Source organism: Curvibacter microcysteis (assembly GCF_028649455.1).
Lineage (GTDB): Bacteria > Pseudomonadota > Gammaproteobacteria > Burkholderiales > Burkholderiaceae_C > Curvibacter > Curvibacter microcysteis.
In genome coordinates, this window is record NZ_JAQSIO010000002.1 from 299594 (window position 1) to 311851 (window position 12258).

Annotated in this window: 12 protein-coding genes; 11 read left to right on the forward strand and 1 reads right to left on the reverse strand. The window is 63.2% G+C overall.

Annotated elements, in window-relative coordinates:
• Positions 1 to 12 precede the first annotated feature (12 nt).
• From PSQ39_RS06580 to PSQ39_RS06630, 11 genes are read left to right on the forward strand one after another with little or no spacing between them, the layout of a single operon-like run.
• Positions 13 to 5694 carry a tape measure protein gene (locus tag PSQ39_RS06580; protein ID WP_273925909.1) on the forward strand — a complete coding sequence of 1894 codons (5682 nt, stop codon included), beginning with the start codon at positions 13 to 15 and terminating at the stop codon, positions 5692 to 5694.
• On the forward strand, positions 5691 to 6605 hold the full coding sequence (locus PSQ39_RS06585; RefSeq protein ID WP_273925910.1) for a hypothetical protein: 915 nt from the start codon (positions 5691 to 5693) through the stop codon (positions 6603 to 6605). The genes PSQ39_RS06580 and PSQ39_RS06585 overlap by 4 nt, the downstream gene beginning before the upstream one ends.
• On the forward strand, positions 6605 to 7333 hold the full coding sequence (locus tag PSQ39_RS06590; RefSeq protein ID WP_273925911.1) for a hypothetical protein: 729 nt from the start codon (positions 6605 to 6607) through the stop codon (positions 7331 to 7333). Before PSQ39_RS06585 ends, PSQ39_RS06590 begins: the two co-directional genes overlap by 1 nt.
• Positions 7333 to 7764: a hypothetical protein gene (locus PSQ39_RS06595; RefSeq protein ID WP_273925912.1), complete on the forward strand. Its 432-nt coding sequence runs from the start codon at positions 7333 to 7335 to the stop codon at positions 7762 to 7764. The genes PSQ39_RS06590 and PSQ39_RS06595 overlap by 1 nt, the downstream gene beginning before the upstream one ends.
• A complete protein-coding gene (locus PSQ39_RS06600) occupies positions 7764 to 8189 on the forward strand; it encodes a hypothetical protein (RefSeq protein WP_273925913.1) in 426 nt (141 codons plus the stop codon). The genes PSQ39_RS06595 and PSQ39_RS06600 overlap by 1 nt, the downstream gene beginning before the upstream one ends.
• A 10-nt stretch (positions 8190 to 8199) precedes the next feature.
• A complete protein-coding gene (locus PSQ39_RS06605) occupies positions 8200 to 8496 on the forward strand; it encodes a hypothetical protein (protein ID WP_273925914.1) in 297 nt (98 codons plus the stop codon).
• A gap of 9 nt (positions 8497 to 8505) precedes the next feature.
• On the forward strand, positions 8506 to 9699 hold the full coding sequence (locus PSQ39_RS06610; RefSeq protein ID WP_273925915.1) for a hypothetical protein: 1194 nt from the start codon (positions 8506 to 8508) through the stop codon (positions 9697 to 9699).
• A 47-nt stretch (positions 9700 to 9746) separates the two neighbouring features.
• A complete protein-coding gene (locus PSQ39_RS06615; RefSeq protein WP_273925916.1) occupies positions 9747 to 10082 on the forward strand; it encodes a hypothetical protein in 336 nt (111 codons plus the stop codon).
• Positions 10079 to 10555, forward strand: coding sequence for a glycoside hydrolase family protein (locus PSQ39_RS06620; protein WP_273925917.1), 477 nt, complete (start codon positions 10079 to 10081; stop codon positions 10553 to 10555). The genes PSQ39_RS06615 and PSQ39_RS06620 overlap by 4 nt, the downstream gene beginning before the upstream one ends.
• On the forward strand, positions 10552 to 11004 hold the full coding sequence (locus PSQ39_RS06625) for a hypothetical protein (RefSeq protein ID WP_273925918.1): 453 nt from the start codon (positions 10552 to 10554) through the stop codon (positions 11002 to 11004). Before PSQ39_RS06620 ends, PSQ39_RS06625 begins: the two co-directional genes overlap by 4 nt.
• A 12-nt stretch (positions 11005 to 11016) precedes the next feature.
• Positions 11017 to 11565, forward strand: coding sequence for a DUF6527 family protein (locus PSQ39_RS06630; RefSeq protein WP_273925919.1), 549 nt, complete (start codon positions 11017 to 11019; stop codon positions 11563 to 11565).
• A 187-nt stretch (positions 11566 to 11752) separates the two neighbouring features.
• On the opposite strand, the gene PSQ39_RS06635 is transcribed toward PSQ39_RS06630, so the two are convergent.
• Positions 11753 to 12181 carry a thermonuclease family protein gene (locus PSQ39_RS06635; protein WP_273925920.1) on the reverse strand — a complete coding sequence of 143 codons (429 nt, stop codon included), beginning with the start codon at positions 12179 to 12181 and terminating at the stop codon, positions 11753 to 11755.
• Between the last annotated feature and the right edge of the window lie 77 nt (positions 12182 to 12258).

The following is a 12258-nucleotide window of genomic DNA, read 5'->3' on the forward strand; positions in this document are numbered from 1 at the left end:
TTGTGGGGCCCCATGGCAAGTGACCTGAATACCGAAATCAAGATCGGCGCAGATGCGTCCGGTGTTGAGGCCGGCGTCGGCAAAGCAAAGCGGTCCTTGCGTGAGCTGGGCGAATCCGCCAAGGCGGCTGGCGACTCGGTTGCGGCTTCTGGCGACAAGGCCGGCAAGAGCCTGGCCAGCATGGGTGACGGCGGCGAGGTGGCATCTCGCAAGATCCAGCGCGACACCGCCTCGATGCAGGGCAGCCTGCAGCGGTACATCTCCACCCTTGAGGCTGGCAGCAAGGACAGCCGCAAGTATTGGGAGACCATGGCGGACTTCAAGGGCGTGGACAAAAACGCCCTCCGGCCTCTTCTCGATCAGCTGGACTCGTACAAAGCCAAAACTGTTGCCGCGACCGAGGCGACGGCGACATGGACTTCAAGCTTGACGCAAATTGGCAGCGGCGTCGCTGGCGTTACCGCTGTAGCGGTGGCCGCTGGATTGGCCGGTAAGGCCATGTTTGACGCCAGCGCAAATGCGGAACGTTTGCGCACCATGCTGGACTTCTCGACCGGCGGGAAGAGCGCCAAGGAAATCGAATACCTGCGCGGCGTAACCTACCGCCTTGGCCTGGAGTTCTCCAGCACCGCCAAGGCCTACGGTCAGTTTCAGGCCGCTGCCAAGGGGACGGCGCTCGAGGGCGACAAGGCTCGGGCCGTGTTTGAGAGCGTGGCAAAAGCCAGCGCCGTCATGGGCCTGAGCGCTGAAGACACCAGCGGCGTCCTGTTGGCGCTGCAGCAGATGATCAGCAAGGGTACGGTGCAGGCCGAAGAGCTGCGAGGCCAGCTCGGCGAGCGTTTGCCTGGGGCCTTCCAAGTGGCCGCCAGCGCCATGGGCGTCACCACGGCAGAGCTGGGCAAGATGCTGGAGCAAGGTCAGGTCGTTGCTGATGACTTTTTGCCAAAGTTCGGCAAGGCTCTAGAGAAAAATCTTGGCGGCGCCGCAGAGAAGGCGGCAGATCGCTTGGACGCTGCAGTCAACCGTTTTGAAACCTCATGGACACGACTGAAGCAGGCTGGTGGCGATAGCGGGATATCCAAAGCCTTTTCCGATGGTTTGAACAGTGGCGCTGGGTCGCTTGAGGCAATTGCTGTCGCAATGGAGCGCGCCAGGATAAATGGCGATGGCTTTTTTGGGCAGATGTTTGCTGGCGCGTCGACCATGCGCAAACTGATGGATGCGACTGATCGCGCGACCGTCAACATGTACGACAACGCCGCAGCGACAAAAAAGGCAGAGGCAGAGCTGGCACGGCTGCAGGCGCGCGGCGATGACACCAGCAAGAACATCTACATCCAAAGCTCGTACTTCCAGGTTCAGGAGTATGTCAAGGCCCTGAAAGCCGCGAAAGCAGAGCAAGACAAGTTGATGGGCGCCAGCGCTGTCGACCCGAACATGAACGATGGCGTCACTGCCAGCGGTCGAGCTCGTGAGCAGTACAACACCCAGCGTGCCAAGGACCTGGAGGCCGCCAACGCCTTCCGGCTGAAGCAATCGGGCGTCCCTGATGGCTACCTGAAGGACATGGCTGAACTGATCCGCCTGAACCAGGCGGGCGTGCTGGTCGGCAATGAGTACACCGAAGCCCTGAAGCACCAGCAAGAAGAGCTGCTGAAAAAGACTGGCGTCACCAAGGCCGCCAACGCTGGATTGAAGCAGGAGCAGGGGGCCTATGAGGGCCTCATGGCCAGCATCCGCGCCAAGATCGCCGAGGATCAGCTTGAGCTTAAGGGCGGCGTCGCCCTGACTGAGAGCCAGCGCATGCGCATCAAGCTGGATGAGGATCTGGCGACCGGTCGCCTGAAGCTGAATGCGACGCATGAGAAGGCGGTGCGCCTGGCGCTTGATGAATTGGCCGTATCCGAGGCTTCTGTCACCGCGTCCAAGACTTTGACAAAGGGCAACCTCGAGGCGGCCCAGGCCCGCGAGAAATACCTGGCTTCACTGTCGGCAGGACTGGACAAGCTCAAAGCCGACACCCTGGCCCAGCAAGAGCAAAACGACCGCCTTGGCCTGAGCAAGCTGGCGATTGCAAGCCTGGATGCCGCCAAGCTGGAAATGTTGGCCACCGACGTCGAGCTGCAAGCTATCAAGGCCATGGACAAGAACCTGGATGAGCAGGCGTACACCGCCCTAAAGCAGCAAGCCGAGGCATACCGCGAGCTGGCCAAGCTGAAACGCGACGGGGCCGTCAAGCAAGACATGCTCGACACCGCCAAAGCCACGGCTGATGAATGGAAGCGCACCGCCGAATCCATTGAGCGCACGATCACCGACAGCTTGATGCGAGGCTTTGAGTCGGGGAAAGGCTTCGCCGCCAACCTGCGCGACACCATCGTCAACATGTTCAAGACGTTGGTCTTGCGCCCGATCATCTCGGCTGTCGTCAATCCGGTGGCGGCCACGATCACGGGCGCGATGGGTTTCAGCAGCGCCGCGAACGCCGCAGGCGCTGTCAGCTCTGGCGCCAACCTGCTCAGTGGTGGCGGCGCAGGCATGTACACCAGCGGCGCGGCCGGTCTGTACAGCACGGGCGCCCAGGTCTACAGCATGGGCCTGGAGTCCCTGGGCAACGGCATGATGTCCCTGGGCAACTGGGCCGCCAGCAACGCCAGCGCGCTGCAGACCTTCGGCAACGGCCTGGGCTACGCCAGCGCAGCCATCTCGGCATTCAAGGGCAACTGGGGTGCGGCGGCGGGCGCGGCCATCGGCACGTACCTGGGCGGGCCCATCGGCGCCACCCTGGGCAATTTCTTGGGCGGGCTGATCGACAGCGCCTTTGCCGGCGAGTCGCGCAGCGGCGGCCAGTACGGCGTGGCCTACGGTGGCCAGGTCACCAACAACCGCCGGGGTGAAACGTACCAGTACGTCGGCCAGCAGTTCAATCGGGACAACAGCACCGGCCAGCGCGTCACCAACGGCCAGTCGTACCTCATGGAGGCCGATGGCCTGGGTGCCACGGCTGACGCGGTGATCAACAAGGCGGTGGCCGGCGCGGCTGAAACCATCGACAAAACGCTGGCGGCCCTGGGCTCCAAGTTCCAGACCACGGGCTACTGGGCCGGGCTGGAGACCTCTGGCAAGGGGCGCGGCGGTGTGTTTGCTGGCGGTTCGCTCACCGGTGGCGTGGGCTTTGGCGAGTCCGGCAAGGGCGACAACACCGCCGGCACGCTGTACGAAAAGTGGAGCACCCAAAGCCCCGACGCGGCCACCGCCATGGCCAATTTCACGCTGGATCTGAAGCAAAGCGTGGTGCAGGCCCTGCAAGCTGCCACGGACATTCCGACGACCATCAAGACCATGCTGACGGACGATGCCGGCAAGCTGCTGGAAGTCGAAAGCATGACCGCCGAGCAGGTGGACGCGCTGCTCAAGTCCATCGACAACCAGATTTTGGCTGTGCAGACCCTGCAGCAAGTGGCCGACATGCTGCCGCTGCAGAACCTCAAGAAATTGAGTTTCGATGCCTCGTCCGAGTTGATCAAGCTGGCCGGTGGACTGGACACTCTCACGAGCCAAGCCCAGAGCTACTACCAAAATTTCTACTCGGCCAGCGAGCAAACCGACAACACCCTGGGCAACATCAAGACTTCTTTGAAGTCGGTCGGCCTGGAGTTGCCCACCACCCGCGATGGATTCCGCGCCCTGGTCGAGGCTCAGGACCTGAACACCGAAAGCGGCCGCAAAGCGTACGCGGCCCTCATGGCCGTCAGCGCAGCATTTGCCAGCGTCACGCCTGCAGCCGAGGGCGCAGCCAAGCGCACCGCCTCCGACATTTCGAGCGAGCGCACCAATCTGCAGGACCAGCTGGACCAGCTGACCATGTCCAACACCGATCTGCTGAAGAAGCAGCGCGAGGCCCTGGATGAGTCCAACCGCGCGATTTTTGACCAAATTCAGGCCGAGAAAAAAGCGCAGTCCGTCAAAGCGGAGCGCACCGGTTTGCAGGACCAACTGGACCAGCTCACGCTCACAAATGCGCAACTCCTGGAGAAGCAACGCGCTGCGCTCGATGAGTCGAATCGCGCGATCTTCGATCAGATCCAGGCCGAAAAGAAAGCCGCCAGCATCAAGGCCGAGCGCACCGGCCTGCAAGACCAACTCGACCAACTGACCCTGACGAATGCCGAGCTGCTGGCCAAACAGCGGGCTGCCTTGGACGAGAGCAACCGCGCGATCTTCGACCAGATCCAAGCCGAGAAAAAAGCGGCTGAGGTCAAGTCTCAGCGCGCCACGCTGCAGGACGAATACGACCAGCTCACGATGACGAGCGCCCAGTTGCTCGACAAGCAGCGCAATGCTCTGGACGAATCGAACCGCGCGCTGTTCGACCAGGTGCAAGCCCAAAAGAAGGCGACTGCCGTCGCCTCCGAGCGGGCCAGCCTGCAAACCCAGCTGGACCAGGCCCTGGGCAACACCGCCGCGCTGCGGGCTGCTGAGCTCGCCAAGCTGGACGAAAGCAACCGCGCCCTGCAAGAGCGCATTTGGGCCATTGCCGACGCCCGCGCCGCTGCTGATGCCGCGTACTCCGCGCTGGAGGCCTCGATCAACAAGCAGCGCACGGCATTGCAGCAGACCGCATCCATCGCCCAAGAGGCGGTCAGTACGATTGGCAGCATCTACGAAACGCTGAAAAGCAACGTCGCCGACCTGTACAACAGCGTGGCGTCGACGCAAGGGCAGGGCAAGGCCCAGGCGCTGGCGTTCATCGACCAGGCGCTGGCCGGTGCCCGCGCCACGGGCTCGCTGCCAGAGGGCCAAGCCCTGACCGATGCCATCGCCGCGGCTCGCAATGGCCTCAGCGACAGCAACACATTTGCCAGCGCGTTTGAGCAGCAGCGCGCCCAACTCATCCTGGCCGGCAAGTTGGCTGATCTGCAGACGATCGCCGGTGTGCAAAAGTCGGTCGCTCAGCAGCAGCTGGATGCGGCCAACGACCAGCTTTCCAAGTTGGATGACACGCTGGCGTATTGGAAACAGCAGCTCGATATCTCCAACGGCACGTACAAGGCAACCCTGTCGGTTGCTGATGCGATCAAAGACCTGAGCGCCGCGATCCTCAAAGTCAACGCCGCCACGGGCACGGGCACGGCCTCGGCCAGCGGCGGTGGTGCAGGCTCCACCAGCGGCGGCTCCAGTAGCGGTTTCAGCGCTGGCCCGGGCTCAGGTAGCGCGCCCACGGCGCTCACGGGCGAAGAAGCCAACCTGGCGTCAATCCGCGGTTATTTCTTGTCCACCTACGACCTGAGCAACCGGGCCGGCAGTCTGGCCAAGATCGCCCAGACCGCCAAGGAATACAACGTCACCCAGGCCCGCCTGGCCAAAGCTGTCGGCTGGAATGAGGACGAGATGCAACGCCTGTTCGCCAGCGCCGGCATCCCCGCATTTGCCGTGGGCACGAACTACGTGCCGTCGGACATGCTGGCCATGATCCACCAGGGTGAAGCCATCGTGCCCAAGGCGTACAACCCAGCGGCCAATGGTGTGCTGCAGTCCGATGGCCAAGTGGCGCAGCTGCTGACCGCGCTGATCGCTGAGGTGCAGGAGCTGCGGGCCAGCTCCAGCCGCACTGCCAATGCTGTTGAGGGCAATCAAAGCACGCCGCTGATTGTTGAAGTCGTCAATACCGTGAGCGTGAAGGGGACCGTATGAACATCCTGATCCCCCTCCAGATCACCGACAGCATGCTGGCCAGCTGCACAGTAGCCGAGCCCGCCGCCGGCGAAACGGCATGGGCTGCGGGCACCTTCGCCATCGGCGACCGCCGCATCCGCACCAGCACCCACCGCATTTACGAATGCGTGGCAGCAGTGTCGGGCAGCACCCCGCCTGAAAACGACCCCACGCACTGGCTGGACGCAGGTCCCACGGCGCGCTGGGCGGCCATGGACACGTACATCAGCACGCAAACCACGGCCACCACCAGCGTGTCGTTTGTGTTGCGGCCTGGCTTCTTTGACGCGGTGGCGCTGTATGGCCTGACCGGCACCACGCTGCAGATCACGCTCAAAGACGCCCCCGGCGGCACCGTGGTCAAAAGCGCCACCGTGCTGCTGGAAGAGGACCCGCTCGACTGGTGGGACTGGGCTTTTGGCCCCCGCCGCGCGCTGACCAAGTTTTTCCTAAAGGGCCTGACCCCCTACGCCGACCCAGAGCTGACCATCACCGTCAGCAGCGGCACGGGCGAGCCCGTAGGCATCGGGATGATCGTCGTGGGCTCGCTCACGCCCATGGTCGACAGCAGCACCTGGGGCGGCACGCAACAGGGCGCCTCGGCCAGCCCGCAGACATTCAGCTACATCAAAGTCGATGAATTTGGCAACACGTCGATCGTCAAGCGCCGCGCCGCCACCGACATGCAATTCAAGGTGGCCATGCCCAGGGAGCGGGCCGACTACGCCCTGGCCCTGGTGCAGCGCGTGCTCGATGTGCCCGCCGCATGGATCGCCACCGACGCCACTGGCTACCAAGGCCTGAATGTGTTTGGCCTGGGCTCCGGCTCGATGTCTTACGACTCTTTCGGGATGGCGACTTTTTCTGGTTCTGTGAAAGGAATGGCCTGATGGCAGTTCAAACCCCACCCACCCTGACCGACCTGCCGGCCACGCCGGACCGGAACGTGCAGGGCACATTCAACGCCCGTGTCGTGGCGCTATTCGACACGCTCAAAAACACCAGCGTGGCCGAGTGGCGAGCCATGATGGCCAACGTGTACGCCAACGCGGTCGAGGCCTACAGCCAGGTCTCCCTGGCCACTGCCCAGGCCCAGGCTGCTGCGCTGTCGGCCCAGGCTGCGCAGACCGCGCAAGCTGCTGCCCAGGCGGTGTCGGACGCCACCCAGTGGGTCAGTGGCGCCAGCTACAGCGCTGGCAATGTCGTATGGTCCCCCTCCAACGGCCTCAACTACCGGCGCAAGGCGGGCTCGGGCGTGTCCACCACCGACCCCCGTGACGACCCCGCCGTGTGGTTCCCGACGCAGCGCACAGGCCTGCCCCTGGGCTACATCACCGACACGGGCGGCACCATGTACGGCGCAGCGAATGGTGGGCTGGGAATGCTCAACGTCATCACGTACTCAGGCCAGTGCATCAAGCAATTGCCGCAAAACCCGAACGATGGCGACTTGGTGGAAGTCAAGGTCGCCAACGGCCGCCGGGACAACCAGATCGCCGTCAACGCCGCGAACCCCATTCCCATCGACGGCATCACCGACGCCATCGTCCTGGACCAGACCGTGTCCGTCACGCGCCTGATCTACCTCGCCCCCCTCAACCGCTGGAGCACCCTGTAATGCCCACCGCCCTCTCAACCTTGGCTGGTGCCCAGGTCCCCCTGTGGATCAGCGGCACCACGTACCCGCAGTATTTCGTCGTGCGCAGCCCGGCAGACCAGCAGCTCTACCTGCGCCGCACCAACGGCGCAGGCACCACCGACCCGGCGAGCGATAGCACGAATTGGCAGCCCGAAGGGGCGCGGCCGGTCAAGAGCCGCCAGATCGCCTACGTGTCTTTTCAGGGCACCACCGGCACGGCCACGATTTCAGCGGTCAACACCGCCAAATGCCACCTTGAAAACATCGGCGCCAAGATCGCCCCCGGCGGTGGGTCGTTCGAGACCTGCATGCCGGTGCTGACCAACTCCACCACGCTCACGGTCACCCGCGACGCTACCAACAGCACGGTGGTGTCCTCCGTTGGCATCCAGATCACGGAGTACTACTGATGCCCATCTACGCTCAACTCAATGACGCCGACATCGTGATCGCCGTGTCCCAGCTGGCTGGCGAGGTCGATGCCGCGCACATGGTGCCCCTCGACACCCTGCGCCCTGAACTGCTGGGCCAGCACTGCGACCTCAGCGGGCCGGAGCCAGTTTTCACGGCCGTGGAGCCCACTCCGCCCACCGCCCCCCAGTCCGTCTCGATGCGCCAGGCCAAACGGGCCTTGCTCGCCGCCGGCCTGCTGGACGCCGCCGACCTGGCCATTGCCAGCATCCCCGACGACACAGCCCGCCGCGCGGCACAGATCGACTGGACTACCTCGACCGAGGTGCGCCGCGACTGGCCCCTGGTGGCCGCGATTGCCCAGGCGCTGAGCCTGACCGACGAACAAATTGATGCGCTGTTTGCGAGCGCGTCGCAACTCTGAGGAGCAATAAATGGCCGACAAAACAATCAGCGTGCTTGATCCGTTCACGCGCAAAAACCTGCAGGCCCAGGCCGATGGCACCTATGCCGAAGTGGTCGCCGACCCCCTGGTATCCAGCCGCGTGGACGCCACGTCGACCCCCGGCTACGCGTACTACGGCGATGCCAAGCCGGGCTCGCTGGTCGGCGACTCCGTCTGGCGCATCTGCCGCGTCAGCAGCTCGGGTGAGCAGCTGTGGGCGAACGGGTCGACTGAATTCAATGTGGCCTGGGTCCCCGCGACCTATACGGCTCTGTCCTACTCTTGAGGAGGCGAGATGCTGCTTTCTACATTTGCGAAATTGGCAAATCAGTGGGGTCGGGGTGGTGGGCTCTCGGCCCAGTTGGCGGGGCTGGGGGTGGGTTATGTCCCGCCGTTGTCAATGAATTTGCTTGCTCCGAGCACGGATGTCCCTACGATTTCGTATGCGGCATCGTCGGGATGGGGGGCGCTTGGCATCTATGCGACCGACGCGCGCATTACCTACTGGGGGTCTGCTCAGGGCGTTGCACCGGATAACACAAACGGGTTCGGACAGATGAAAAGCCTTAGCACTTCACAGTACGTGGGTGCTCTGCCGTTTTTCCACGAATACGGTTTTGATGGTTCATCGCTGACGATTCGGGCCGGAGTCGATTCGGGCAAACAAAAATTCTTTGTCTGGGTTGATGGCAGGCTCGCCGCGACTAGCACCGCTGCTTACTCAGCAACGGCTGGCACCACCGACATTGTGCTGACGTTCGGGGCGGCAAAACCCCGCGTGATTACGTTCCTCAGCACCTGGGGGCCGCATGTAATTACCCCCGGCTCTGCTACAAACACAGTCTGGAAAGTCACTCGACCTAAGGGCCGCCGGGCCGCGTTTGTCACTGACTCATGGGGCAGCATGGACCAGGGTGATGCTCTTGACGGTTGGGCGTACAAGCTGGCCCTGGCGGCTGGGTATTGCGACATCATCCCCAGCGGACAGGGGGGCACTGGGTATTACGCTTCTGGCACTGCCGGGCAGGGGAGGCGGAGTTTTTCGGCGCGGCTGCACGATGAGGTTTTAGTGGCTGCGCCGGACGATATTTTTGTGGGCGGATCAATAAACGATTTGCCGTCTGCGTTGCCTGGTGTCAACAGGTCTCTGGTCACTGCGGCAATCACGAGTTTTTATTCTCAGATCGCCGCGTCCGCTCCTCGTGCTCGTGTCTATGCGTTCGGCGTGCAATACGTGCGGCCCGATTTAACTGCAACATATGCGGCACTGGAGGCCGAGTTTGCTGCGGCGACATCTGCATACCCGTTCGTGCAAAGAATATCAACGCAGGGCTGGCTGACTGGGACCGGTAATGCGTCTGCGACTGCTGGCGATGGAAATCGTGATGTGTACCGAGATTCGACTCTCGACCACTGCACAAATGCTGGGTACAGCTACTACGCACAACGAGCGCTGCAATTGTTCACGCGAGTGAATGCAGTGCCCTAACCCCTCCCGCACATGAAACCCAAACCCGCCCAGTGCGGCCTGGTGCTATGACCGACACACCTGAAATCCAAACCCCTGAGTACGTTGGCCCCGAGCGTCGCCGCTCGGTGCGCGACTGGCAAGAGTCCGTCGAGCGCCGATTTGCTGACGGCTCGGAGACGATGCAACGCCTGGCCGATGGCCTGGCTGAAAACACTGAGTCGACGAAGCGCACAGAGACGAACACCGCAGAATTGGTGGAGATGTTCCAGGCGTTCAAAGGTGCGTTCCGCGTGTTCGACATGATTGGCAGCCTGGCCAAGCCCCTCGGCTACATCATCATGTGCGCGTCCGCGATCTGGGGCGCGATCATCGTGTTCAAGACTGGTGGGGGCCACCGATGATCGACAAGCGCAAGCTGATCATCGTCGCCATGGCCACGGCCATTGCAGCGCCCGCTGAAGGCCTGCGCACGCTGGCCTACCGCGACCCCGCCCAGGGCGTGCCCACCATCTGTTTCGGCAGCACCAAGGGCGTCCGCCTGGGCGACACCGCGACGCCCGAGCAATGCCGCCAGTTGCTCACAGCCGAGATGTTGGAGGCCGTCGATCAGGTGGACCGCTGCGTGCCCGGCCTGCCCGTGCAAGTTGCGGCGGCATTTGCTGACGCCGCGTACAACCTGGGGCCCACCATCGTGTGCGATCGCACCCGGTCCACCGCCGCGCGTCTGCTGGCCGCCGGGCGCCTGCGCGAGGCTTGTGAGCAACTTCTGCGCTGGGACCGCGCCCGCGTGGCTGGCGTGCTGGTCGCGCTGCCGGGGCTGACAAAGCGCCGGGCGGTTGAGCGGGATCTGTGTCTGCAGGGGGTGGCGCCATGAACCTCACCCTCATCACATCCCTCGCCGCCGCCACCCTGGCCGCTGCCGGCGCCTGGGCATTCGAGGACGCCCGCCACCGCGCAGCCCTGGCCGAGCTGCGTCTGGATCAATCCACCGCCGCACTGCAGGCCCAGGCCACTGCCCGCGCGGCAGAGCAGTCGATCACCCGCAAATACACGGAGGCCCTGAATGCAGCCCAAACCCGCCAAGCGACTCTGCGTGCTGACGCTGACAGCGCTCGCGCTGAGTCTGAGCGCCTGCGCGAGCAAACCGCCGACGCTGGCCGCCGCCTCGCCGCAGCTCCCCCCGCCGCCGTCCTTGAGTACGCCACTGCCACTGGCGAGCTACTCGCTGAGTGCAGCCGCAGCTATCAAGGGTTGGCGGCAGCGGCTGACGGGCATGCCAGCGATGTCCGAACGCTGATTGACGCATGGCCGCGCAACCAATGACTAGGAGAATCCATGAGCCAAATATCCCCGCAACTTCGCAGCCTTGAGGGTGGCCGCCTGGCCTTCTGGTGTCCCGGCTGCAATGAAGCCCACCAAATCGCTATCGGTGAGGGCCCTGGTCCTCGCTGGGGCTACAACGGTAACCCCGAGCGCCCGACGTTCACGCCGAGCGTTCTTGTCACCAGTGGGCATTACTGCGGCCGTCACAAACCCGGTGATGACTGCTGGTGCACCTTCAATGCGGAAGAAATTGCCGAAGGCCGAGAGCCGACCGGCTTTAAGTGTGGCCGGTTCACCTACGTTTGGAGGCGTGGTGAGAACAGTGCGCGGATCTATGCCATCAGCGGCCCCAAGGCTGGGTCAATGAAAAGCGATTACGACGCCGTGGCGGTAAACCATCCGGGATTTGTAAGCATGGCGGTGATTCTTCCAGGCGCCATGTGGACGCACGGACTGCACATACAGGATGAGGTGGTGTTCATCACAAGGCAGCTGATAAACAACAGTGGGATGCCAACTGTCAGCTCGTTTGCTGCAAAGTGCAGCATCACCGAGCGCTAGCCCGCAGCTCTGGAGGGGCGAACAATCAGACCAAGGAATGTGGAATGAAGCAAGCGACCCCAGCACATGACCGCCAAGACAAGCGCAAGCCCAGGCAGGTCAAACGTCAAAAGCAATACGAGGCGCGACAAGATCGGCAGGGGCATCTGATCCCCCTTCCAGACGCACCTATCTGGAAGCCGCTTGGCTAGCGTTTAGGGTGCCTGAACTCCCACGGTGCTATGGGCGCCTTCTCAGACCACAATCCCCGACCTGCTAACCTGGCTGCATCCTGCACGGTGTACAGCCATTGATTCTTGGCATACCGGTCGTAGACCCAGGCCATGCCAGCTCGAACTTGCTCAGTGTTCGCATCCTGGCCACGGCACTCAACATGAGCGACAGTCCTGCCGTAGCGGTCGGTGGTTTCGGGGGTGATCTTGGCCTGGACCCCGGCGCACAGTGCGGCCAAGGTGCGCTTGCTTGCCTCGCCGTAAGCCTGCCTCTTCTCTGGTGCGTCTATCTCCGCCAGGCGGACTTTGACCTCTTGATAGGCCCCTGGCTCACCGCAACGGGCTTTTATCGTATCCCCGTCAGAGATGGCCACAACGAGGCAAACAAAGGCTTCTGAAATCATGTTGCGTCCATTGTGACCGCGAAAAGCTCAAGCGAATTGACGAAGCCCGCGAGCGCCTGATTGCCCAAACGGTGGAG